The organism is Niallia circulans (assembly GCF_007273535.1).
GTDB classification, from domain to species: Bacteria; Bacillota; Bacilli; order Bacillales; family Cytobacillaceae; genus Niallia; species Niallia circulans_B.
The window spans coordinates 204,912-228,557 of sequence record NZ_RIBP01000001.1 but is presented as its reverse complement, the minus strand read 5'-3'; the positions used below and the strand labels follow the sequence as shown (position 1 = coordinate 228,557).

At 32.2% G+C, this 23,646-nt stretch carries 22 protein-coding genes, 1 pseudogene and 1 riboswitch; of the genes and pseudogenes, 5 read left to right on the top strand and 18 right to left on the bottom strand.

Annotation, left to right across the window (positions count from 1 at the left end; translation table 11 throughout):
* Window positions 1–71: 71 nt before the first annotated feature.
* The 3 genes from licT to CEQ21_RS01995 all read right to left on the bottom strand — a co-directional run bounded on the left by licT (window position 72) and on the right by CEQ21_RS01995 (window position 3,387).
* Complete coding sequence (gene licT, locus CEQ21_RS02005) at window positions 72–908, bottom strand: BglG family transcription antiterminator LicT (RefSeq protein WP_185763019.1); 837 nt, start codon at window positions 906–908, stop codon at window positions 72–74.
* A gap of 969 nt (window positions 909–1,877) precedes the next feature.
* Window positions 1,878–2,630 (bottom strand): class I SAM-dependent methyltransferase, encoded by a 753-nt coding sequence (locus CEQ21_RS02000; protein WP_185763018.1) that lies wholly within the window; start codon window positions 2,628–2,630, stop codon window positions 1,878–1,880.
* Window positions 2,631–2,811: 181 nt separating this feature from the next.
* A complete protein-coding gene (locus CEQ21_RS01995) occupies window positions 2,812–3,387 on the bottom strand; it encodes a pyridoxamine 5'-phosphate oxidase family protein (protein WP_185763017.1) in 576 nt (191 codons plus the stop codon).
* Window positions 3,388–3,698: 311 nt separating this feature from the next.
* Between CEQ21_RS01995 and CEQ21_RS01990 the strand changes: the two genes are divergently transcribed.
* Window positions 3,699–4,070, top strand: coding sequence for a cupredoxin domain-containing protein (locus CEQ21_RS01990; RefSeq protein ID WP_419181565.1), 372 nt, complete (start codon window positions 3,699–3,701; stop codon window positions 4,068–4,070).
* 507 nt (window positions 4,071–4,577) lie between these two features.
* Here the strand turns inward: CEQ21_RS01990 and CEQ21_RS01985 are convergent.
* The 11 genes from CEQ21_RS01985 to CEQ21_RS01935 form a co-directional block, all read right to left on the bottom strand.
* Window positions 4,578–5,075 carry an HPP family protein gene (locus CEQ21_RS01985; RefSeq protein WP_185764054.1) on the bottom strand — a complete coding sequence of 166 codons (498 nt, stop codon included), beginning with the start codon at window positions 5,073–5,075 and terminating at the stop codon, window positions 4,578–4,580.
* 903 nt (window positions 5,076–5,978) lie between these two features.
* On the bottom strand, window positions 5,979–6,251 hold the full coding sequence (locus tag CEQ21_RS01980; RefSeq protein WP_185763016.1) for an HPr family phosphocarrier protein: 273 nt from the start codon (window positions 6,249–6,251) through the stop codon (window positions 5,979–5,981).
* Window positions 6,252–6,344: 93 nt separating this feature from the next.
* Window positions 6,345–7,304: an aldo/keto reductase gene (locus tag CEQ21_RS01975; protein ID WP_185763015.1), complete on the bottom strand. Its 960-nt coding sequence runs from the start codon at window positions 7,302–7,304 to the stop codon at window positions 6,345–6,347.
* A gap of 116 nt (window positions 7,305–7,420) precedes the next feature.
* Entirely contained in the window at window positions 7,421–7,765 is a 345-nt protein-coding gene (locus CEQ21_RS01970) for a carboxymuconolactone decarboxylase family protein (protein ID WP_185763014.1), read from the bottom strand.
* Between the two features lie 15 nt (window positions 7,766–7,780).
* Window positions 7,781–8,530: an SDR family oxidoreductase gene (locus CEQ21_RS01965; protein ID WP_185763013.1), complete on the bottom strand. Its 750-nt coding sequence runs from the start codon at window positions 8,528–8,530 to the stop codon at window positions 7,781–7,783.
* A gap of 60 nt (window positions 8,531–8,590) precedes the next feature.
* Window positions 8,591–9,067 carry a MarR family winged helix-turn-helix transcriptional regulator gene (locus CEQ21_RS01960; protein WP_185763012.1) on the bottom strand — a complete coding sequence of 159 codons (477 nt, stop codon included), beginning with the start codon at window positions 9,065–9,067 and terminating at the stop codon, window positions 8,591–8,593.
* Window positions 9,068–9,389: 322 nt separating this feature from the next.
* Window positions 9,390–9,968 carry a TetR/AcrR family transcriptional regulator gene (locus tag CEQ21_RS01955; RefSeq protein ID WP_185763011.1) on the bottom strand — a complete coding sequence of 193 codons (579 nt, stop codon included), beginning with the start codon at window positions 9,966–9,968 and terminating at the stop codon, window positions 9,390–9,392.
* Window positions 9,969–10,200: 232 nt separating this feature from the next.
* Window positions 10,201–11,646 (bottom strand): glycoside hydrolase family 1 protein, encoded by a 1,446-nt coding sequence (locus CEQ21_RS01950; RefSeq protein ID WP_185763010.1) that lies wholly within the window; start codon window positions 11,644–11,646, stop codon window positions 10,201–10,203.
* A gap of 13 nt (window positions 11,647–11,659) precedes the next feature.
* On the bottom strand, window positions 11,660–13,504 hold the full coding sequence (locus tag CEQ21_RS01945) for a beta-glucoside-specific PTS transporter subunit IIABC (RefSeq protein ID WP_185763009.1): 1,845 nt from the start codon (window positions 13,502–13,504) through the stop codon (window positions 11,660–11,662).
* On the bottom strand, window positions 13,501–14,355 hold the full coding sequence (locus CEQ21_RS01940) for a PRD domain-containing protein (RefSeq protein ID WP_185763008.1): 855 nt from the start codon (window positions 14,353–14,355) through the stop codon (window positions 13,501–13,503). Before CEQ21_RS01940 ends, CEQ21_RS01945 begins: the two co-directional genes overlap by 4 nt.
* 1,017 nt (window positions 14,356–15,372) lie before the next feature.
* Window positions 15,373–16,209: a MerR family transcriptional regulator gene (locus CEQ21_RS01935; protein ID WP_185764053.1), complete on the bottom strand. Its 837-nt coding sequence runs from the start codon at window positions 16,207–16,209 to the stop codon at window positions 15,373–15,375.
* Between the two features lie 264 nt (window positions 16,210–16,473).
* On the opposite strand from CEQ21_RS01935, the gene CEQ21_RS01930 reads away from it, so the two are divergent.
* The 4 genes and pseudogenes from CEQ21_RS01930 (at window position 16,474) to CEQ21_RS01915 (ending at window position 18,545) form a co-directional block, all read left to right on the top strand.
* A complete protein-coding gene (locus tag CEQ21_RS01930; RefSeq protein ID WP_185763007.1) occupies window positions 16,474–16,728 on the top strand; it encodes an HPr family phosphocarrier protein in 255 nt (84 codons plus the stop codon).
* A 33-nt stretch (window positions 16,729–16,761) separates the two neighbouring features.
* The gene (locus CEQ21_RS01925) at window positions 16,762–17,331 is read left to right on the top strand and encodes a flavin reductase family protein (protein WP_185763006.1); all 570 of its coding nucleotides are present in this window, start codon (window positions 16,762–16,764) and stop codon (window positions 17,329–17,331) included.
* Window positions 17,332–17,621: 290 nt separating this feature from the next.
* Window positions 17,622–18,051: pseudogene (locus CEQ21_RS01920) on the top strand (DMT family transporter).
* A gap of 11 nt (window positions 18,052–18,062) precedes the next feature.
* Complete coding sequence (locus tag CEQ21_RS01915) at window positions 18,063–18,545, top strand: DMT family transporter (protein ID WP_185763005.1); 483 nt, start codon at window positions 18,063–18,065, stop codon at window positions 18,543–18,545.
* Window positions 18,546–19,183: 638 nt separating this feature from the next.
* On the opposite strand, the gene CEQ21_RS01910 is transcribed toward CEQ21_RS01915, so the two are convergent.
* The 4 genes from CEQ21_RS01910 to CEQ21_RS01895 all read right to left on the bottom strand — a co-directional run bounded on the left by CEQ21_RS01910 (window position 19,184) and on the right by CEQ21_RS01895 (window position 23,357).
* The gene (locus CEQ21_RS01910) at window positions 19,184–20,464 is read right to left on the bottom strand and encodes a Na+/H+ antiporter NhaC family protein (RefSeq protein ID WP_185763004.1); all 1,281 of its coding nucleotides are present in this window, start codon (window positions 20,462–20,464) and stop codon (window positions 19,184–19,186) included.
* A gap of 118 nt (window positions 20,465–20,582) precedes the next feature.
* Window positions 20,583–20,690, bottom strand: a riboswitch (SAM riboswitch).
* A gap of 367 nt (window positions 20,691–21,057) precedes the next feature.
* The gene (locus tag CEQ21_RS01905; protein WP_185763003.1) at window positions 21,058–22,389 is read right to left on the bottom strand and encodes an FtsW/RodA/SpoVE family cell cycle protein; all 1,332 of its coding nucleotides are present in this window, start codon (window positions 22,387–22,389) and stop codon (window positions 21,058–21,060) included.
* Window positions 22,386–22,802, bottom strand: coding sequence for a PadR family transcriptional regulator (locus CEQ21_RS01900; RefSeq protein ID WP_185763002.1), 417 nt, complete (start codon window positions 22,800–22,802; stop codon window positions 22,386–22,388). Before CEQ21_RS01900 ends, CEQ21_RS01905 begins: the two co-directional genes overlap by 4 nt.
* 3 nt (window positions 22,803–22,805) lie before the next feature.
* Window positions 22,806–23,357: a sigma-70 family RNA polymerase sigma factor gene (locus tag CEQ21_RS01895; RefSeq protein WP_185763001.1), complete on the bottom strand. Its 552-nt coding sequence runs from the start codon at window positions 23,355–23,357 to the stop codon at window positions 22,806–22,808.
* Between the last annotated feature and the right edge of the window lie 289 nt (window positions 23,358–23,646).

Here is a 23,646-nt window from a genome sequence, read left to right as displayed (position 1 = left end):
AAAAAATACCTAAATGAATCCTCTAAATAGAGTGTTCATTTAGGTATAGCCTGCTGTAATCAGTAACAATCCTAAGCATTCGTTATTCTTTTAATGTGTATTACTAAGTAAATTAACTCATCTTCTTCTAGTTCTTTACCAAGTTCTTTTTTTATATATTCCTTAATTTTCAATGCACAAGCGTACTCGTTTTTATATTTTTCTTTCAATATCCATATAAAACTCGTCGTTCCTGCATCGTTTAATTTAACATCACTATACAAACGTTGGAAGAAAAACTTCAAGTGAGTTATAAACCGCTCATAATACAGTGAATACTCATCCAATTCAATTTTGAAGTGGAATTTTATTATACTTAAGATATTTTGAATAACCTTTGCTATTTCTGAAACTCGACTTACTTGTCCCATATCAAGTTCTGCATTGACGATATGTAAGGCAATAAAACCAGCTTCATCTTCAGGTAAATCAACCCCAAGTCGGTTTTTTACAATTGATAACGCTTCCTTGCCAATTAGGAACTCATGGTTATAAAACCTCTTAATTTCCCAAAGAAGAGCATTTTTAATTTCCATACCATTCTCATAGCGCTCAATTGCATAACTAATATGATCAGTCAGGGTCAAGAAGATGTTTTCACTTAATTTTTTTCCAAGTGAAATTTTTGCAAAGCTAATGATTTCATTTGCTACCTGAATATGTTCTATTGGGATAGCGGAAAGCATCTGGGTTAATTTATTGACACTCCATTCCTTTGAACTGAGATAAATATTCTCAATTCGGGTTTCATCAATACCATCACCGACTTTTTTCTTAAAGCCGATACCACTTCCCATTACGACAATTTCCTGATTATCTTGATTTTTAGACAATACGATATTATTATTAATTACTTTATAAACATTCATCGATAGTCCCTATTCATCTTTAATTAAATTTCATTAATATAAAAAAAACAAAGGTATAGCTCGCAATAAAGCGGTAACAATCCTTGAAACAAGTCTAGCATAGGTAATTTCTTGCTGTCAATTTAATATTTTTCACAAAAAACTCTTATTCACGATAAAATTTGCTGAATGTAACAGGCACACCTGCTGTACCAAAATTATCTCGAATATATTAAAATTCTATATCTTCCCACTTATAGATTCCATCAATATTGAATGTAATCTTATTAAAATCGTATATTATTTGAGTGAAATTACTTTCTACTAGTTTATTTTTAGTAGATGGAATTAGTATCGTTTTATGGACACCACTTAGTTAACTCCTTACAGTAATTCATGGAAGGATGAGAGTAATAATATTATCATAAAATACAATGACGATTTCAAATAACAGTAGTGGATTATATCATTCCGATACTTCAGTGAAAGTACCTATGTAACGAATATGGCGTTTCTGAAGTTACTTTTTATATTTGGAGCGGGGGCACCCTGCCTATTCACAAAGAAAACCGTCTAACCCTATATATATCAGTGGTTTCGACGGTCTCATAGACTTATAGTTATATATATTTCTCGTTTATTCTTTCTTCTATTTGTTAATGAAACTGTTTTATCTTGTAAGTAAATTATATTTCCCTTTTTGGGGGAAATATAACTCGTTCTTACTGCTAGATGCATCTGGTAGCAATTAAGCATTTTGAGCTACGGTTTATACTTTAACTTTTTCCATGTAACCCTTAGATACTAGATAAAGTAAAAACTTAAGGGGGGTGCTGATTAATTTTGACCATATAGAATAATCCTTTTTTTTCAACTAAACCTCCCGTTAGTTTAAGTAAAAACATTCACAATTCAACAAAATTTAGTTAACCATCGTAGGGACAAATAAGACGCTACTTATTCAAGAAAAGCGCCCATTTGTGATAAATGTTAATAGATATTATTTTGTTTTCTTGACTTAATAATAATAAAAGATGGTCTACGCTTTTCATTTATTAATTCCGGCATTTTCTCTATTCCTGTCAAAGTTGATTCAGGTTCGATCATCCTATCCAACGAAAACCCGTGTTCAATCAAAGTATTTACTAAGGTAGAAATGGTTCTGTGATAAATAACCACACTATATTCACCAAACCAGTCATGTTTTCTGATTCCTACTTCTTGATAATTATCTATTGCCCAGTGTAATGTATGACCATCTTCATTCTTAATCCAGTGATCGGTTCCTTTCCGAGCTGTTGCTATCGGATGTAGGGTTGAAAAGATAAATTCCCCACTGTTATTTAAAAGACAATTAATTTTTTGAATCAATGATGGGTAATCTTCAACGTAATGTATAGAGAGAGAACTAATGATTAGATCGAATTTTTGATTGGTCAATCCCAAATCCTCCATAGGTAAACACATGAATTCAATGTTATTAGCTTGGTATAATTTTTTAGCTCGTTCAATCATATTCTTTGAGATGTCTACACCTATTACATTCTTCGCCCCGTTTTCTATACAGTATTTCGAAAAATGACCATCACCGCAACCCAAGTCTAAGACTGCTTTTCCTTTCAAACACGGAATTAATGATTTGATCGCTGGCTGCTCTATAAAGTCGTTAGCAGTGATTTCACTTTCACGCAAGGTTGTATAGATTTTGAAAAAATTTGGATTGTCGTACATATTTTGTTTCATTTATCTTCCTCCTTGGTTAATGAAACCATAGTTGTGTTTTACAGCAATATGGGACGTTTATGGAGCAAGTTAGAAAATCCCCACCAACCTGCCAGTTTTCTTCCATAAGCTATTTTTACATATTACAGGAATGCTGCCCCTGACGTTCTACATAAGAGAAAAGCCCCCTTAGACGGCACGGTTATTTTAAATTATTAAAGTTAGCTAAACTTTCTCCAATCGGTGTAACTATCCCATCCATACTTATAGAATTTTTCTTTTTACGATATTCCTCTAAGTCTTGTTCACTTTTGTTGTTAGTCCATTTTTGAAGAGTATCTCGTTCACCATCATATGAGTAGAACGGTACACTAAATCCACATGATGTTTTTACTGTTTCAATCTTTGCATGAATTATTTGTCGAGCACCAGGAAGTATGTCAAAATGTTTCGCCATATCAGTCCATTCTGGTGTGCTAGGTAATATCACATTACCGCTACCATAAAGCCTTAAAATCATAGGAGGTCCGTCAAAAGCTAAGAACATAAACGTAATTCTGCCGTTTTCTTTTAAATGTGCACTTGTTTCATTTCCACTGCCAGTTAAATCTAAATAAGCTACCTCATTTGAGGAAAAGATTCTTAATACATCATAACCTTTTGGTGAAATGTTAACATGACCGTCCGATGTTAGAGGTGCTGATCCAACGAAAAAAATTCGTTGTTTCCTTATAAATTCTTCGTGTTTTGGAAGTATTGATGAATAAACAGTTCCCATAATAAATTCCTCCTCATCTGCCAAATGTGAAAATTAAAAAGCCTACCATCTCAATCTTATATATTATGGTTATATTTATATTTATTATTGGAGTACTATACTTTATGAATGTGTAGATGTTTTACGGAGTTTTTCAGCTTCCTTAAAGTTAAAGCAATAATCCTTCTTGGACTATTGCCCCCGATTATTTATGTTATTCCTTTACCCGCCAAATTTCTGATAGTAGTGCACAATAGTTACAAACTGTGCGCAATAACCTATGCCCTTAACCATATTCGGTTTATAATACTAAAAAAGGAGTTGTTCTTTAGTTGAATGTGAATAATACGTGTACATCCATTTCGAAAGATATGATTATTACTAATTTAACAGGATATATCTCCATTGCAGATGTAAGTATGTGGTTTGATTCTTTTGAGCAAAAATGTAATGTGTTTATTAGCCAAGGCAAAAAATTTAAATTATTAGTAAATAGAAAAGGATATACACCCGAACACTTCACAGTTCAAAAATTGTGGAAAGACAAGTTTTTCTCTAATGTCATATTAGAAAATACCATTGCAATTGCATTTTTATTAGATGAAGGGGATATTTTAGACCACCTCAACCAATCTAATAATAAAAAAAACATAAGATTTTCAAGCGACTATGATCACTTGATTGAATGGATTACTAATTATTAATTAATTAATAATAAGAGCTTAATATCTTAAGGTTACTGAAAGTTAACTTTTTTGTTAGTTGTTATCTATAATAATTTTCTTATGTCACTACCTGCACCTGTTTCTTTCATACCCAGTTTTTCATTTATTACAGTATTTGTGCCTTTTAATCATAAAGTAATTAAGCTGCAGTTAATATGTCCATCCTAAAAAACACTATATTTTAAACATACAAAACAGGCATTAGAAGTCAAGATTTGAAACTTTTAATGCCTGTTTTCTATTTATTCTTTTTTTAAGGTAATATACGATTCATGTTCAATGTTGTTATCGCTCCACTTTATGATTATTTTTATCGTATTACCATTTATTTTATTCCTTGTTTTCAAGTCTCTTCCTCACTTTTAATGGAGACTAGTTAGCCCTTTGGAACTTGAGTGAATGGGAATAATCGAATAATCAGAGTTTACATAATCATACATCCAATTACCTTTACATTAACGTATTCTCTACTTTTCAACCGAAAATTTACACCCAAAAAACTGGATATTTCCTATTGGTTCTTAAATTATTAATAAATAATGCCAACAGTACAATTACTATAGAACCTGATAATACTGGCGTAAATAGATACTCCCATGAGTAAGAGCCGATTATTATTATTATTGGATCTGCACCAGCGGGAGGATGGGTTGTTTTAGTTAACATCATTAAACCGATAGCTAACCCAACTCCCAAAGCCAAAGACCATGGCTCATTACCAAATAAATGATTAATAATTAATCCTATTAAAGTGGAAATGAAATGGCCGCCTATAATATTTCTTGGCTGTGATAATGGTGAATTCCAGAGTCCGAATGCTAATACACAACTTGCACCAAATGAAGCTATTAGCAAAGGAGTATAGGTAAATCGTGTTAATAAACCGAGAATGAAAATGGTTATTGCTCCACCCATAAACCCTGTTATAATATCATTTATATTTACTTTCAGTGGGCTCTTCTCTCCAGCCCCTTTCATTTTCATTAAATAGGATGTATTTTCATCCTTTTGTTCCTTTTTTGCAAGATTTTTGTGTTTAATCAAAAGATGTTGCCTCCTTGTTAAAAAACTATCTTAAATATATTACACTACTTCTTATTTTTAATGAATCCCACTACTTCTTGTTTTTAATGTAAAATTTATAACAACATTCTTTTCAGCATGCATTTGATATAGGTTTTTCCCTAAAAAAAAAACATCTAACACCATAATATATACCAGTGGTGGGTTCGACGGTCGCAAATTTTTTATTGTCCATATTTACTTAATAAAACTATAATTATATCTAAAATCTTTAATTATATTATGAGTAAACAATGAAACCCAGCTAGCACTTTAAGTTATATTTTCCTTGCCCACAGGCTGGTTGTTTATAAAATCTTTAAATTTATAATTATAATTGTAATAGAAATCATTCTATTTAGTAGTTTTGTCAATATTGAAAAACAAAAAGTTAAGTATTAGGGCAAGTGTTTAATTTGAACTACCACTGTATAAGATGCCTTTAGTCGGTATACCTTAGACTTCTTTTCTACTGTCACTCCTAATAAAATAAAACAACCCTTTTCCTCTAATACTCAGTTTCATGCAGAAATTAACGATAATTCTTACTAATGAATTTACGATTATGACTGCTTTTTTAATCTTCCATTTAACTAAATTTTCACGCGTTCATTAATACAAAGTTTTTTCTTGATAGTTCACTATTCTTATGATATTTTGAGTCACTCCTGCTTCCTCTGAAGCAAGATTAGATTCACTCCTCTCTTATTGTGCTATAGCCCCCGTTAGTTTAAGTGTACCAATTCACAAACTTGTCTTTTCCTTTTATAGTTTGTACAACTAAAAAAACCAAAAGAAGAGAGAAAAAGACCTCTCTTCTTTTGGTTAGGAAAACTTCCTAAGACGGAAGGTTATATCATTTAATGCATTCTGTTCATCCATTCCATGAACGCTTATTAAAAATGGTGATTCTGACTCAATCTCTAATATCATAACCTTTAATATAGTATCTGGTGAATCGTGACTATTAAGGTTAACGGTTTTACCATGATACCCCAGTGAGATTACTGAATTAAACTTACAGGAAACTCTAACTAATTCTACAGCTGCTCTAGCAAATCCAGTAGATTTATTTATTCGAAACTCCTTAAAGATCAATCTAGTTCGCTCCTCTTTATCTCTAGATGAGGAATATATGGACATAACGACTTATGACTTTCAGTATAAAACTTTACCTGTTTTAAAGGAAAGTTAAAATGCGACTTGAACCACATCAATTTCATTTAGCAACTTATTTATTTGAGCATATTCATCTAACGAGAGTACTATCTTATCTGCTCCAGCATTCTCCTTAATTCGCTCTATATTTCGTGAACCGGGTATTGGAACAACATTAGGATTTCTTGCTAGTAACCATGCCAATGCAACTTGCGATAGTGTAACTTGTTTCTCTGTCGCTATATTCTGCATAAATCTTAATAATGCTTGGTTAGCCTCCATTACTTCTGGTTTGTATCTGGCCATTATGTTTCGTAAATCTCCCGCAGGATACGTTGTTTCCTTAGAATATTTTCCAGTTAAAAATCCTTTTCCGAGTGGACTGTAAGCAACTAATGCAATGTCTAATTCCTCTAAAACAGGCAACACATCTTTTTCAATATGTCTGTACATAATAGAATACTCACTTTCAACAGCAGCTATAGGGCAAACCTTGTGAGCTCTTCTTATAGTATCTTCATCGACTACAGATAAACCCCAATTCTTAATCTTTCCTTCCTCAATCAATTCCTTCATTGTTTGAGCTACCACTTCGATTGGCGTATTAGGGTCTTGGCGATGTTGATAATATAGATCAATGGTATCGATTTTTAATCTACTTAGGGAAGCTTCCACTGATTTTCTAACTGTTTCTGGTGAACTATCCAACACCATTTCCCCAGTTTTATCGTTCATACTAGCAATACCGAATTTTGTGGCGATAGCAACCTGATTTCTATACGGTTTTAAAGCTTCTCCTACAATTTCTTCATTAATAAAAGGACCATAAATTTCTGCGGTATCAAACATTGTATAGCCAGATTCAAAAGCAGCTCTTACTGTATTTATAGCTTCCTCTTTATTAGTGGCAGGACCATAACCGTGTGATAATCCCATACAACCATAACCTAATGATGAAACTTCTAAATCTTTACCTATTACTCTTGTTTTCATATACTTCGCACCCTTCATTCGGTTTTAAAAAGTATTACAAATAAAACTAATAGCGTCCTTGAATAAGTAATATTAAAGATGTTATTTTTGGAAGAAGCTTTAAAAAATTACTAAGGTTAATTTGCTTCTTTATTGTTAGACTCTTTTTCAACAATTTCTTTAGTTATTGCAAAAGCACTCCATGCTTTTGGCCAACCGGTATAAAAAGCTAGGTGGGTAATGAGTTCAACTATTTCCTCCTTAGTAATCCCATTTTCCAGACCTTTTACGATATGATCATTAAATGACCTATCAAAGATGCCACTACCCATGAGTGCTGCTATTGTTATCATACTTCTGTCTCTTGGAGAAAGTTGCTCTTCTCTTGACCATACTTCGCCAAATAAAACATCATCATTTAAAGCAGCGAATTGAGGTGCAAGGTTTCCTAAATATTCTCTACCAGCAGTCTGTTTCTTCATAAAATCACCCTTTTTTTAAGAATTGATTGGTCTAACAATCATCTCATTGATGGCAATCTGCTCATCCTGGTTAATCGCATAAATAATCCCTTTTGCCATATCTTCTGAAGAAAGTGTTTTTTGCTCATACATCTTTACAACCTGTTCTCTAACTTCTGGATCTTTTACTGTATATTTCAAGTCCGTGTCTATTGCTCCTGGGGATATATTTGTTACCCTTACATTTGAATCAAACATTGCTTCTTCTGCTCGTAGCCCTTCACTAATCAAGCGAACAGCATGTTTTGTTAAGTAATAGACCACTCCAGATGGATACGGGTTTTCATGACCAGCAACTGAAGAAATATTTACTATATGACCAGAACTTCTTTCTCGCATATGTGGTAATACTGCGCCGATACCATACAGTACACCCTTTACATTTATATCGATTGTTTCATCCCATTCAGAAACATTGTTTTGATGTAGGAAGGAACCTGGCATAATTCCTGCATTATTGATCAATACATCAATCTGACCATATTCTTTAATTGCAAAGTTAGCTAGGCTTTGTACTTGTTCTGATGATGTAACGTCAGTAACTTTGTACTTGGCCTCACCGCCTAGCTGTTCAATATTTTTTACTAAGTTCTTTAATCGCTCTTCTCTGCGTGCTGCAAGTACAACTTTAGCTCCTTTCTCTGCCAACCCTTTAGCTGTTGCTTCTCCTATACCACTCGATGCTCCAGTAATAATTACTACTTTTCCTTTAATATTGTTAGTCATTTTCATTCTCCTCTATTTATCTTTTTTAATAGCAGTTTATACGAGCCAACTAAATTACTTTTAATCAGCTTCTTCTTTGAGCGATTCCTGTATTTCTCCATTTAACAATTTTCTATATTCATCTAATAGCTGAATTAGTTGTTCTGTATGAGTTGGCCCCATTTTTTGAATTACTCTTTCCTCTATTTTCATAAGTGGAACGACTAAATTTTCTGCGTAAATAAATCCTTCTTTTGACAATTTTATATTTTTCTCTTTTTTATTTGTTGGTGATACTTCCATCTCAATATAGCCGTTTGCTTTTAATTGAAGTATTGCATTATGCACTGTTTGTTTAGGCACTTCAAACATTTCACGTAATTCTTTTTGAGTTGCCTTTCCATCTTCGTATAAGGCATAGCAAACCAAGAAAACATAATAATTGATCCCTTTTGTACTAGCCCAATGTTCGTATAGCTTATTTGTTTGATTAATGGATGAAGTAATTTTATCTATTTCATCACGATAACGAATATTAATTTTTTTTCCTCCTTCCATTATAAATATAGTCCCATTTAGGACTGTTAACTTTACTATAGTCCTAAACGGGACTATTGTCAAATTATAATTTTTTAAATTTATTATTTGAAAAAATTTTCAGTTCCTTTGATACCCAAAATTGGTTTTTGTTTTAAAATAATAAAATTAGTGCATTACAAAAAAACAGACCCTTCACTATCATTTCGGATCTGTTTTCAATTTATTATTATATTTACAATGCCCCAAATGAATTCTCCAAATAGATTCTGATGATTTAGCATTTCACTGCTTCTTTATCTTAGAACTACGTATGTTCCAGATTATATAAAAATATTACATACTATTTGGTTATTCCTCGCCAATAAATCGTCCAAGAGTGATTTAATCTTTTTTGAATGCGAGACGGTTCACCATATAACATTTCAATAAATATACCATCCAATAATCCTAAATAAGCAGATGTTGCTTCTTCCAAATATACTTCTGTATGTATTTGGCCTTCTAATTTTGAAACTTCAAAAACAGAAATGAGCAAAGCTTCAAACATATATAAATAATGATACACAATTTCTTTAACCTGTTCATATAAATGAGAAGGTGGAAACAAAGAAAATCGAAGACAAAACCTTGTAAATTCATTTTTTTCAAATTGGTCTTTCAACACTAGAAGTAGATTATATAGGAATTGCTTAAATGGTAGATTTCTGTTTATTTCCATGTACTTTTTAACAGTATATATCACGTATACATTCGAATCTCTACATATCTGAAGAAATAGTTCGTCTTTCCCTTTGAAATGGTTATATATTGACTGTTTTTTTATTCCTACTTCAGCAGCTATTTGACCTAATGATGCTCCTTCATATCCGTTTCTTGCAAAATGACATATTGCAATTTGTTTTATTTTATCAGAAGTCATATAAACCACCTTCCGAACTATCGTGAATATTAGTTTATTGAGATTGAGGGCATAAATTTACTTCAATATCAACCTTCTACAAGCTAATTAGTTTTTAATTACACCTGATATGATAATTACAATAATAAGTTAGAAAGTTTCCCACGCTAAACGTATGTTATTTTATATAAAACTAAAAGGAAACCATTAAGACTTCCTTTTAGTCACGCCATTTAGCCAATATAGATACCATTTAAATATCGATTCCATTAGTTTCAATTACTTCTTTATACCAATAAAACGATTCTTTTTTTATTCTAGAAAAATCACCACTACCATCATCATCTCTATTTACATGAATAAAACCATAACGTTTATTCATTTCACCTGTAGAAGCACTAACTAGATCTATTGGTGCCCAAGTTAAATAGCCTAAGCATTTAATTCCATCCTCCAAAATAGCTTTTTTTAATGTCTTTAAATGTTGCTCAAAGTAATTTATTCTGTAATCATCGTTTATTTTATTATTTTCCTCCAATTGATCAACTGCTCCCAAACCATTTTCAGTCACCATTAACGGCAAACCATATCTTCTATACACATAATTTAATAAATACCTTAATCCAATAGGATCAATTGACCAGCCCCATTTACTTTTCTCTAAGAAAGGATTTTGTATCCCACCAAACATTGCTTTATCATCATCAGCATTAGCATTGCTTTTAGTTACACTTGAAGAATAGTAATTAATTCCAATAAAGTCCAGAATACCTTCTTTGAAAGCTAACTTATCCTCCTCTAACATATCAATGTTTATACCTGCTAAAGTGTATTCATGTAATTTATATTCAGGAAATTTACCGTTACACATAGCATCAATTTGATAAAAATCACGTTCCATTTCTTTAAAGTTATCCATAACATTGGTTGGGTTACAATCGTAAGGATACATAGGAGTTAGCCCAAATACACAACCAATTTTATTACGGGAGTCTATTTTTCTACCCAAAGCAGCTGCCATAACTCCAGAAAGAGCTAAGTTATACCCCATAGTTGCTAAAGATTGTTTTTTATCTTTTAACTCACTGTACTTATGTCCTGTTAGCATATATGTGAAGATATCTGACATTTCAGTTTGTGGATCTAAATGATTCATTTCATTGGAAGTAACCCAATAATAGACCTTCCCTTTTAAAGCTTTAAACATAGTTTCACAAAATCTTAAGTATAATTCTATTACTTTTCTGTTCTCCCAAGCACCATACTTCTTTACTAAGTGAATTGGCATTTCAAAATGATATAAAGTAACAATGGGCTCAATTCCATAAGATTTAATTGTATCAATAACATCTTTATAAAATTTAATTCCCTTTTGATTTGGCTCCCTTTCCTCACCCGTCGGGTATATTCTTGACCAATCTATGGAGATTCTTAACGCTGTAAATCCCATTTCTGCAAATAAAGCTATATCCTCTTTATAACGATGATAAAAATCAATTGCATTATGGGAAGGATAACTTTTAGTAGTGTCAATTTCTTTTGTAATTTGTCTTGGTACTTGATAAGAACCCGTAGTTACAAAATCCATAATACCAGGTCCTTTTCCATCCTCTTCCCATCCACCCTCTGTTTGGTGTGCGGAGATACTTCCTCCCCACAAAAAGTCGTGGGGGAAAGTACTTCTATTTTTCTTATCCATAATAAAACTCCTCCTATAAAATAACCGTTATAAATCCTTTATCTATATCTTGTTCTTCATCCAAGTTTGGAATAATCTCCAAGTAATCCTGAGAATTAGTAATAACTATAATAACTGTAGGATCAAATCCTTTTTCCTTGATTAACTCAAAATCTACTTTAAGTAAAGGATCTCCCATTTTTACATATTTCCCTGGTTCTATTAAGCTTTCAAACCCTAATCCATTGAGTGAAACCGTATCTATCCCAACATGGATAAGGACTTCAATTCCTTCGGTACTTCTAAGTCCAATTGCATGCTTGGTAGGGAAGATAGTTACTATTTCTCCTTCAATTGGAGATTTTACAATTGATTCTAATGGATTAATCCCCATTCCTTTTCCTAATGCTCCAGTCGAAAAGGCATTATCTTTTACGTTCTCAAGTGAAACTCTGTTTCCATGAATAGGACTTACCATTACAGCTTTATTTACTACCTTTTCTATTTTTTTTGGTTGATTTTCTGTCTTTTCTACATTATCCACTAGTATAGAACGTGGAATCCAAAGTAAATATCCAGCTATTGAGGATCCTACAAAACTGATAACTATCGCTATTACCAAATAATAGAAGTTGCTATAATCACTCTCTCCGATAAAGGACATAACTCCAAATAATGTAGTAAATGTGTAAGCCTTTACATTCATTAAACCAGCGAATAATCCTCCAATACCCGCACCAATCAACACTGCAATAAATGGTCTACGATATTTAACGAAAGCTCCGAACACAGCTGGCTCTGTTACCCCCATTAGTGCACTAAATGATACGGTTCCAAAAAATTGTTTTTGCTTTTTGTCTTTAGCCTTTAACATATATCCTAACATTGCACCACAAACTGCTATATCCGCAATAATATAAGCATGTACAAACACAGGATCGTAACCGAGCGATGAGAAAAAACTAACTGAAAGTGGAATGGCGAAATTCCCAGCACCAAGCATAATTAAAAATGGCAATCCAGCCGCATACAAAGCAACAACGATCCAGCTTCCAATAGTATCCATCAAAAATTGAACTAGGATAGAAATACCATCGTTGATTAATGACCCAATCGGACCAAATAAAAACAATGTAACAGGTACAGTGATTAACATTATGATTAATGGAGAAAAGAAGTACTCCAATGATTTTGGTATATATTTTTTAGTTGTTTTACCAACCAACCCCATAAACCAAACACCTATTAAAATAGGAATAAAAGTATTAGCATACTCAATCTTAGGCAGTGGTATCCCAAATAAACTCAATCCTTCAACTCCATTTATTGAAGGGGATAGAACAGTTGCAGCTAATAAAATTGCTAAGTATAATGGAGCATCTAGCCTTTTTGCAGCAGATACAGCAATGAAAACTGACAGAAAATAAAATAAAGAAGTTCTTATAGAGTCGAAAATTAAAAATGTCGAGCTTTCTGTTGAAAGTAGACCTGATACAGTAAAAATAGATAATACTGCAGATATTAAACCAACAGCCATCATTGCAGGCAGAATAGGTGTAATTGTTTCTGACAATAAATCTAAAATTCTTTTTACAATGTTTTGTCTCGGCTTATCAAGTTTAGTATCATTTTCTACTCCTAACATACTCACTAGTTCAGGGTAAATCTCTGCCACCTCAGTACCTATTACTATTTGATAGGAGATATTATTTGATACTACATCTATTACTTTATCTAGTTCTTTTATTTCCTCTGTTTTAACTAATGATCTGTCTTTTAGTGTGAAACGTAATCTAGTCATACAGTGGACGACGGCTTCAACATTCTGCTTTCCGCCAACATATTGAATAATTTGCTCGTTTAACTCTTTGTATTTCATTCTATTATTCCCTTTCCTTCATTCCTATTAGTTACTCGATTAATATGCAAAATTAAGTAAGTCTCTTCATCTATAGTAATTTCTGTTTTATATCTTTCTCTAATAAAAACCTTTATTTTTTGTACACAACCATATGCTTCTTTATACATCTTCCGTATCTGTGTATTTAATATTAAATCATTGTCATTATATTTTCGTTTACTTACTATTCTTTCTATAAAATATTGAAGATGAGTTACTAAACGCATATAATTTAAGGATTTCTCATCTATTTCTGTTTGAAAATGGTATTTAATAATAGAAACTATGTCACGTATTGTTTCCATTACTTCTAGTGCGTCATCTAACCCATTCTTCATTTCTTGTAAATTAACAAAATGCAGAGCAATTGATACGGCTTCATCTTCTGGAAAATTAATATTGAACATCTCATGCATTAGTGACAAACCATATAATCCTATCTCAAAATGCTTAGGATAAAACCTTCTAACCTCCCATGTTAAAGGGCTACGAACAAACTGTCCTTTTTCTGCTCGTTTTAATGCAAAGTCGAAATGATCCAGTAAGGTCAAATTTAAATAATCATTCGCTTTTTGGCCCAATTTTACTTCTCCATAGCTAATGAGCTTGTTAACAAGGGTAATAACATTAGCATCAGATTTACTTAACAAATAACTAAAGTGTTCCAATATATCATTTGAATCCAAAACATAAGTTTTTTCTATCTCACTTTCCGTTATTGTTTGTCCAACCTTCTTCTTAAAGGCAATTCCTTTAGAATAAATGATAATATCATTACCACCTCTTTTTACAATAGCAATGTTATTATTTAATATTTGACTTACTTTCATTTTCAAATTTCCTCCTTTCCAGAAAAAAAACTCAAATTACCTAGAAAGAATTGCTAATTCTAGGTAATTTGAGTTCTGCCTGCATATCAGTAACATACTCTATAAGGTAACTACGGCGCTACCCCTTGGTTTTTTTTCTATCGTTATTATATTTTAGTTATAATGATATGTCAACGCTTGCAAAAACAAGAGAAAATTGATGACGTGATTAACTCCTAACTATACTAATAGAAAAATAGAGCATATCAAGAAAAAGCAAATTATTCGTTACATATAAATCGTAATCAATCAACCACATATTGCTAATATTTCTTTTACCATATCATATAGGTTTATTAAACTAAACTGCCACTTTAGTAAGATAAAAATAATTCTAAATGCAAGGCTATTTGTTAGTTTAATTCTGATCAGTTGATAAGGATAACAGGATTTACTTATGGGCAAGTATTATGTTACCGTTTTAATACATCACATTATATATTGGGTCCTATTAGACTTTTCTTAGTCACCTTCCCTTTATACAGTGAAGGAGGCTAAGAAGATATAGTCATGTCAACAGCCAAAAATCTAGAACATTTTACTAATATCACGTTCGGTCAAAAAGTTATATACAACAGTAAAATACACTTTTGTTTCTTTAACCATGATAATGGATTATTAGAAATAATAGATCCTGCTACAAACTCCATTTTTTTAGTTAGACAAAAATTGCTCATTTATAGGATTAAGTAAAACCATCAATAGTTTAGCATTGATGGTTTTACTTAATCCTTCTTTCACTAACCTGCCACTTTACTTCCATAAGCAGTTTTCATTTATTACAGGAATGCTGCCATGTTAGTATCATAAACAATATTAATACCCTTGAGTTATTACATTCTAAATGAACTAAAAATATAAAGCAGAGTGTAACTCTGCTTTATATTCATTTATATTTCGTAATTTCGTATTTTTTTAATTGTCTCGAAAAGTGCGTAATAAGGCTCTTAAAAACCTAATAATACAGACAATTTCCCACTATACTTTTCTCACTCTTATTTCCGTTAGAAATTGCTCTTTTCTTAAAGAACTATAGTTGGTGGGTAGTGAAACTTGATATACATGTCCATCCGTCTGAATTCCATTCAGTTCAATAAAACTAAAAAGTTTACAGTAATAAGAATAAAAATTATCAGTAGACCAATCAAAAGATATACAAACATATTCACCTTGGGGAATCATATCAGAACTAATATCCATTGCTCCTAGTTCTATTTCTTCTTCTATGCAGATAGCCGTATAGATACTTTTGGTGAGTATTTCACTAGGATTATTATAGGATGCGAAATCATAAATGTAACCATAATAACTATCTACTATATCTCCCCTTTCCTCCAATACATCGGCTAATCTTCTAAAGTAGATATCAGATTGTTCAAAACCATTTAGTTGAGGAGTCTCTACTTTTATAATCGGTTGTTCTTCTATATATCGGAAATATACTGACTCGATTTTTTTACTGCAAATATCTAATTGCTCTTTTAGCTGATTTTTTCTTCTATAAAGTAGACGCCTAGCTTTCTCAAGATTCCTTATTTCTTGTGTAATAACATTTTCTTGCTCTTCTATAAATGCTTGCATGTGTTCAGGATCACACTTAATAATACTTTTTATTTCTTCTAATGGTGTTCGAATTTGTTTAAGGTATTTAATTATGTCTAGGTAAAAAAACTGTCTGATGTGATAGTAACGATAACCGTTTTTTGAATCTGTATATTCTGGTTTAAAAATCCCAATTTTATCATAATAACGCAATGTTTGATTAGTAATATTGTTTAAACGTGCTGTTTCACCTACTGTATAATACTCCTTCATCATACTTTCCCTTCCTTCACATGCAAATACAGAACATTTCTTTTACTACAATTCTATTTTATTTACAGCATAAGATAAAAAAAAATCAGAAAATAAAAACAAAAAGTATTGACCTTATTCTTACAATAAGGTTTATATTTTAACACAAGGAAGCCATTAAAAAAATACGTCATCTTAAAAACATACCATCCTATCACTCATCCTTTTTAAATATACAAACAGGATAAGCGTATAGACATACTCTTTAGGAAAGGGTGATTAATTATGTTTCTAAAGGACTTAACAGTTTGTCTCCAATTTGGTTTTTCAGCTATTAATACTACAAGGTTCGTTCACAAAGCATGTTCTTATAATAGTGAAATATTTCTTATTAAAAATGGGAGATCCTCTTGTGGGAAAGAAATTATGAAACTTATGGAGTTAGGCATAAAAGATGGTGACAACATTACTCTTTTGGTACATGGAGACGATGAATGTAAAGCTGTTAACGTATTAAAAAATTTCTTAATAAGTAAGTAAAAAATAAATTTTATTTAAGTAAGGAGAATTATTATGAGAAAACCGATAGAAGGTTCAGGTTGGTACGCTTATCCAGGGATGATTGCCGTTATTACGACTCAATACGAAGGGAAAAGAAATGCTATGGCTTCTGGTTGGCATACCTATGTTGGATCTTCCCCTGGTATGTATGGAGTTTCCGTAAGCAAAGGAAAACATACTCATACATTGATTGAAAAAAGTGGAGTTTTTGGGGTGAATTTTCTTCCTGCAAAATATTCAGAACTAATACAAGCATTAGGTACTCACAGTGGAAATAATATGGATAAGTTTAAAGAATTTAACATCTCTTATGAAGATGGATTAAAGACGAATGTACCAATTTTAACAGACGCCTATTATGCTTACGAATGTAAAGTCGAAAGTATTACTCCAGTAGCTGATCATGATTGGATAATAGGAAAAGTTTTACAGAGATATAAAGACGAAGAACTTTTCTTAGGCAATGGATTACCTGACCTAGATAAACTAGAAATTCCTTTATATATTGGCAGATCTAATTACCGAGTATTAAATGGAAAAGCTGAAGAACACCACCATGCATTCTATGATAAAGAAGATTAAAAAAGATTGTTCTAAAACTTTACTTTAGTATGAAATGTAGGTAACAGCTTTTAAAGTTCAAACGTTCAACAGTTGGTACTCATTAGTATCAGCTGTTTTAAAATAGTCTGTTTTATACTTACCTTTCATACTTACCTTTCCTCCGAGTAGGAGACGACTTTCCTTAGTGTACGTGTAACTACTAACTTTATTCCAATCAGGTGTTCAACTGTTGACCCTATTCTTACTATCGAGTTTATACTTCTCGTATAAAAAAACAATTATCGTTACTAAAAAGGAGAGTGTTACTTATGCGTTTAATTGCCTATGTGTTAGCTTTATTAGCTGGTGCAGCACTAAGCTTTGAGGGTGGTATTTATGCAAAACTTGGGGAAAGTATAGGGAAGTTAGAAACGGGCTTCTATAATTTTTTTTGTAGGAACTATCATTATAGGGTTAATATGGTTATTTTTTGGGAAAGGAAATCTCTCGTATACTGTAAAAGCACCTAAATGGTCTTTGACCGGAGGATTTTTAGGAGGCCTCTATTTAACATCCATTGTTATAAGCGTACCGTTTGTTGGGGTAGGAATTACAATGATTTCCGTCATAATTGGGCAACTATTAATGAGCATAGTCATAGAACAATTCGGCTGGTTAGGAAGCCAAAAAAACAAAGTAAATAAAGAAAAAGTACTTGCCCTTCTTTCAATGGGTATCGCACTCATACTTATTAACTAGGAGGTCTATCAATGGGTATATTCATGGTTTTCTTCACCTTATTAGGTGGTATTATGTTAAGTGCTCAGTTATCCATAAATGGTACATTAAGCAGAAAAGCAGGCACAATCGAAACTACTCTTTTAACTTGTATAACAGGAACATTGTTCTTATTTATAATGATACTTTTTTTTAGTGAAGGTAATATATTAAAAATATTGGAAGCTCCTAAGTGGCAGTTAGCTGCTGTTTTTCTAGGAACTTTTTACGGACTTTTTACTATAGTTGCTGTTTCAAAAATTGGTGTTATTGCTTCCAATATAGCAGTTATTGCTGGACAACTGTTAGGTGGAATAGTTATTGATAATTATGGCTGGTTTAATAGTAAAGTCATTCCACTAGACTTTAAACGTTTCTTAGCTTTATTGTTTATGTTAACGGCACTTTATTTCATTTACAAAGGCAATAAACAGACTACTAAAGAAACAAGCCCTAATGCTGTAAAAGTAAATTAAACAAAAATGAGTATATAAGTATCTAAAACCCTTCCAATTAAATTTAGGAGGGTTCTTTTACTAATTTAATACCTTCTCCACGTAAAACCTTATCAAAATAATATTTGCCTTATTCTTTCAAGATTACAATTTCTATATTCCTCACTTCTAATTTTCTGTTCTTATATATGAGAATATTCTACTGTTTACTTTTAATTTCCAATAAAAATACATGCTTAACCATACTAGTTTGTGATTATATACACTTAAACTATCCTGCCCCTATAGTGCCATAAGATGTTTAACAAAAGGTCATTAATCCTTATTTGATCAAAGCCACCGTTGGTTTAAGTGGATTTTTTCACAATTAGTCTTATTTGAAAGAGGATTTTTCTTTTTAATTTAAGAGTTAATCTAATGCATTAAAGGTGATATCTACTCGTATGCCTATTGCCTCTCCTGCCCATAAAATCTGCAACAATAACCCCCTTTCTTTTTTTATTAATAAGTAGGTTGTGTTAAGCAAAATTGATGTTATGTAAGTGTTTTTTACCTATTATTTGAACTAATGCCCAGTAAGAAAGCTGCCTAACGGCAGCTTTCTTACTGGATAATTTTTTTATAGTATAGCTTCAAAATGAGCATACCAACATGAATATTTAAGTATTCTTTTTTTTCGGATATCCGATAAAGATTGCTATAATGCCGCAAATTCCTATTAGAATTGGATAGAATGAATACTGTAGGATACTCACTGGTGAAATATTTGCTACGCTTGCCGCAGCCAGTAATTGTGCTCCATACGGGAGAATCCCTTGGAATGTACATGAGAAAAGATCCAAAATACTTGCTGACTTTCTTGGCTCGATTCCGTACTTATCAGCGATATTTTTTGCAAGTGGACCTGTAATTAAAATAGCAATTGTATTATTAGCCGTAGATATATCCGCTAAGCTCACTAAACTAGCAATACCAAATTCAGCACCTTTTTTTGTTTTAATTCTTTTTGTCACTAAATGAAGTAGAAAATCAATACCGCCATTAAACTTAATAACTTCTACCATTCCAGCTATCATTATTGCAAGAAAGGCTATTTCATACATTCCTGCCATTCCTTCTCCAATCTTTTGCAATAGGCTCATTATTTGATAGCTACCATCTACTATGCCAACTGTTCCTGCGAAAACAGTCCCTAATGCTAGAACAAGGAAAACATTCATACCTGCTAATGCGAAAACAATAACTAAAACGTAAGGGACAATTTTTATCCAATTATAGCTTAAATGCTCAACCTGCGAAGTTCCCCCGATTGTAATTACGCCTAAAATAATGCTCGTTATTATAGCTGCTGGAAGTACAATCCAAAAATTAACTTTAAATTTATCCTTCATTTCAGCACCTTGAGAACGAACTGCTGTAATTGTTGTATCTGAAATAAAAGATAAATTATCTCCAAACATTGAACCCCCAACAATACCAGCCATTACTAAAGCCATGGAAATATCGGTATGATTGCTTATCCCTACACCAATTGGTGCTAAAGCAACAATAGTTCCCATGGATGTCCCCATAGATAGAGAGATAAAGCAAGCAATGATAAATAAACCAACTACGAGCAAGTTTTGAGGAATTAAAGATAGAGTAAGGTTAACAGTGGAGTCAACTGCGCCCATACCTTTTGCTACTTCTGAAAATGCTCCGGCTAAAAGAAAAATAACAACCATCAGCATTACATTTGAATTTCCTGCTCCTTTGCAAAATACATCAACTTTTCGTTCAAAACTTTCTTTTCTATTCATCGCCAGTGCCACAGCACCCGAGATAACAATGGCAACAAGTACAGGGAAAGTATAAAAATCACCCGTAATAATTCCTGAACCAATAAATAAAATTAAAAAGACAACAAATGGAATTAGTGCCCACGGATTTCCTTTTTTCATATGAACTACCTCCAAATAAATATTTAACAAGACAACTCGGTTGTCCTCTTTGCAACAAAAAAAGACCTTATCTTGAAAAACAACAAGAAGAGGTCTTATATTTATATATAAAACACTCTTCTTATCTATCAAGCTTATGCTTGCTGGATTTGGCACAGCAACTTAATAATTAAGTTCCGCTGCCGAGATATCATCAGGCCAGTCCCTCCATCTCTCTTTATAAGAAGATAAACTATTAAATTCTATTTTATTTTTGTCACAATAGATAAAAGAATACATAGTTTTTATTCTTTTAGCAACATTTTTTTTGTTTTTTTAAATTCAAATGAAAGGGAAATATTAAAAATAGATAAAGAATTGTTTCTTTTTAGACACCTAATAACTTAATATTATTTGATAAAATTCAATTAAACTTTCCTGCCACGTTTGTGCCATAACCTACTTCTTCATTTATTACAGGAATACTGCCCCTTTAGCGACATAAAAAAAAGGCACCTTATATTTTAGAAAAGCCCCCAATAGTTGTTCAATAAGGGAAGGGCGACAGCTATTAGTTTAGCTGTCACCCTTTTTAAGCAATTACATGTTCGACTTTAACTTTTAATTTCATCTGCAATCGTGGGTTCTACAAGATCTTTTCTTCGATAAACATTAAAAATGAGTCCTAAAACAGCAGCGTAAAAGAGTATTGCACTGCCTCCATAACTAATAAAAGGCAGAGAAATCCCCATTATAGGCACGACTCCAAAGCTCATTAAGATGTTCCAGGTAGTAGGAACCGCAAACAATGTAGCACCACCTATTACGATCAATCTCCCGTAGAGGTCCTGTGTTTTAAACGCATTTTTTGAGATCCTTGAAATAAATATCAGTAGGATTAAACATAGGACGAATCCGAAAGCCCAACCAAGAGAATAGACGAGGAAGGGAAAAGCAAAATCTGTATGTGATTCTGGTAACAATTTAAAATTCAACTCGTTGGAAAGTCCGTTACCGAACCATCCCGCTTCTGAAAGGACATTCCTCACCGCCTTATACATATATCCTGCTCCATTTGAATCGGCAGTAGGGTTTTTAAATGCAGATAATCTAGTTAACAAATAACTTTGACGTGAGGTCATGTAGAACATAATAATAAAAATAATACCAGCCAATAGATTTGTTAGGATCAGATTTACAGCTAATTTCTTATGGATTCGAGCGAAAGCAAACATCCCAAGTATGCAGAAGAAGTAAATAACACTAACCATAAAGTCTGGCACCATCATGTAGAGCGAGATGGGAATCCAAAATAAACCAAAAAGTAAACCTTGTTTTTTCCAACTACGAAACTCATTTATTTTGTTAAAAATACCAGCCCAAGCAAGAAAAAAGAAAAATAAGCTCATCATGGTTCCATCGACCGTCAGACCTGGGAGGGAAACCCACTTCTTTGCTCCGTTAGTCATAATTCCAAAAAGATGAAGATATATATGGATTAATAGGCCTATCGCATAAAAGTATATCCATCCGTTCTTTAATTTTTGGTAATCAAAGAAAAGGAATCCAATGATTACAAGAATAGCCAGAGTGTACCAAATTGTCTGTCTCCCCATAAAATAGGTACCTGATAGAGAAAATTCAGGAATCCCAGCAACTAACGGGAGAAAACTAATACCAGCAAAAAGAACAAATAAAACGATTAGAACCCAATCCATTTTCGGCTTATGTAGGGGATTTAATCTCTCCCCAATAGTAAATGGATTTCCCATTTCTTGAATCGCCTTTTCCTCTGCATCCTCTTTAGTAAACCCTCTCTTTTTGTAAGATTGACTTAACTCTTGCAGATGATGAATAAGCTCTTTTTTTATCTTGTTGTGGGCTTCCTTAGATTTCACTTTGGAAGTTACTTTACTTAAAAATTCTTCAAATTTCGGAGAACTCATAAGGACGCCTCCTCTAGTAAGTGTTTAAGGGATAACTCTTGTTTTGATTTATCTTGTTTATAGGTAGCTAAGTATTTTTCCCCTTTGGAATTTAAGGAGTAATATTTCTTTTTGTTTATCCATTTTGAATTTAGAATTTCTTTATTTTCTAGTAGATGTAAAAGTGAATAAAGCTGCCCTTCATTATTTTGGAAAGTATGTTCACTTTTTTGAAAAAGTTGGGTAGAAATATTGTAGCCATCCTTTGATTCATGCTGAACCGATTCTAATATAGCTATGATGGTTTCTATTTTCCAAGATTGTCTCATACGAATGGATTCTTTCACCTCTTTTTTTCTTTCATTGGAAAAAGAAAAATCCTTAAAAATTGATTTTTTCATCGAACTCTTCAGGTTAGTAAATGGATCATTCATCTCCTAAACCTCCTCGATCATCTTGTCTTTTAATAATTCTTTTGCACGCTTTAACCTAGTTTTTATTGTATTTATATTTACTTTCGTAATCTTACTTATTTCGGCTAAAGATAGTTCTTCATAATAATGCAGAAATACTACTTCTCTGTACTTTAGAGGTAAATTCATGACAGCATTTGTTAAGATGTTTCCTTCACTATTCGCGATAATCTCTTCTTCAACCTGTTTTGATTTCGAAGGTAGATAATCCAAAATTTTATCGCTAAGCGTTATTTTGCGATAATGCCAGCTTCTTAAGTAGTCCTTACAATGATTACTAGCAATACGATATACCCAGGTTTTTAGTGTTGCCTGCTGATTTAACTGATTTAACTTTTCATAACATTTTAAAAATATCTCCTGAGTTAAATCTTCTGCTGTCGTTCGATTTTTAACATATGTATATACGAGATGCAGGATATCATCGCTATATTCTTGCATTAATTGATCAATTATTTCCTCTCTCTCAAGCAACATACTTTCATCTGTCACCGCCAGTTGTTTTAGTCCATTCATCTTGTTATCACCCTCTCACATATAATAGACGTAGCTAACCTTCATTGGGTTTTAAAAATATTCGATTTTTATGACCTTCTATAATCTAAGGTATAAATAGAAAAAGGCCCAACCTCTTATCGAATTATTAAACTTTTATAAAAAGAAAAAACCACCTCCAGGTGGTCATTAAAACAGTTTATTTAAACCTATGAAACGAAAATACAGTGCTATTACATAATTGACAATAATAAATACTGCATAGATTTTAAGCATAAATGCAAAGAAACCTTTGTCTTTAAACTTTAAT

Bases quoted from the DNA above. Each gene is read 5' to 3' on its own strand.
- licT (WP_185763019.1), bottom strand. From the start codon at position 908: ATGAATGTTTATAAAGTAATTAATAATAATATCGTATTGTCTAAAAAT.
- CEQ21_RS02000 (WP_185763018.1), bottom strand. From the start codon at position 2,630: ATGAAACAAAATATGTACGACAATCCAAATTTTTTCAAAATCTATACA.
- CEQ21_RS01995 (WP_185763017.1), bottom strand. From the start codon at position 3,387: ATGGGAACTGTTTATTCATCAATACTTCCAAAACACGAAGAATTTATA.
- CEQ21_RS01985 (WP_185764054.1), bottom strand. From the start codon at position 5,075: ATGAAAATGAAAGGGGCTGGAGAGAAGAGCCCACTGAAAGTAAATATA.
- CEQ21_RS01975 (WP_185763015.1), bottom strand. From the start codon at position 7,304: ATGAAAACAAGAGTAATAGGTAAAGATTTAGAAGTTTCATCATTAGGT.
- CEQ21_RS01970 (WP_185763014.1), bottom strand. From the start codon at position 7,765: ATGAAGAAACAGACTGCTGGTAGAGAATATTTAGGAAACCTTGCACCT.
- CEQ21_RS01965 (WP_185763013.1), bottom strand. From the start codon at position 8,530: ATGACTAACAATATTAAAGGAAAAGTAGTAATTATTACTGGAGCATCG.
- CEQ21_RS01960 (WP_185763012.1), bottom strand. From the start codon at position 9,067: ATGGAAGGAGGAAAAAAAATTAATATTCGTTATCGTGATGAAATAGAT.
- CEQ21_RS01955 (WP_185763011.1), bottom strand. From the start codon at position 9,968: ATGACTTCTGATAAAATAAAACAAATTGCAATATGTCATTTTGCAAGA.
- CEQ21_RS01950 (WP_185763010.1), bottom strand. From the start codon at position 11,646: ATGGATAAGAAAAATAGAAGTACTTTCCCCCACGACTTTTTGTGGGGA.
- CEQ21_RS01945 (WP_185763009.1), bottom strand. From the start codon at position 13,504: ATGAAATACAAAGAGTTAAACGAGCAAATTATTCAATATGTTGGCGGA.
- CEQ21_RS01940 (WP_185763008.1), bottom strand. From the start codon at position 14,355: ATGAAAGTAAGTCAAATATTAAATAATAACATTGCTATTGTAAAAAGA.
- CEQ21_RS01935 (WP_185764053.1), bottom strand. From the start codon at position 16,209: ATGAAGGAGTATTATACAGTAGGTGAAACAGCACGTTTAAACAATATT.
- CEQ21_RS01930 (WP_185763007.1), top strand. From the start codon at position 16,474: ATGTTTCTAAAGGACTTAACAGTTTGTCTCCAATTTGGTTTTTCAGCT.
- CEQ21_RS01925 (WP_185763006.1), top strand. From the start codon at position 16,762: ATGAGAAAACCGATAGAAGGTTCAGGTTGGTACGCTTATCCAGGGATG.
- CEQ21_RS01915 (WP_185763005.1), top strand. From the start codon at position 18,063: ATGGGTATATTCATGGTTTTCTTCACCTTATTAGGTGGTATTATGTTA.
- CEQ21_RS01910 (WP_185763004.1), bottom strand. From the start codon at position 20,464: ATGAAAAAAGGAAATCCGTGGGCACTAATTCCATTTGTTGTCTTTTTA.
- CEQ21_RS01905 (WP_185763003.1), bottom strand. From the start codon at position 22,389: ATGAGTTCTCCGAAATTTGAAGAATTTTTAAGTAAAGTAACTTCCAAA.
- CEQ21_RS01900 (WP_185763002.1), bottom strand. From the start codon at position 22,802: ATGAATGATCCATTTACTAACCTGAAGAGTTCGATGAAAAAATCAATT.
- CEQ21_RS01895 (WP_185763001.1), bottom strand. From the start codon at position 23,357: ATGAATGGACTAAAACAACTGGCGGTGACAGATGAAAGTATGTTGCTT.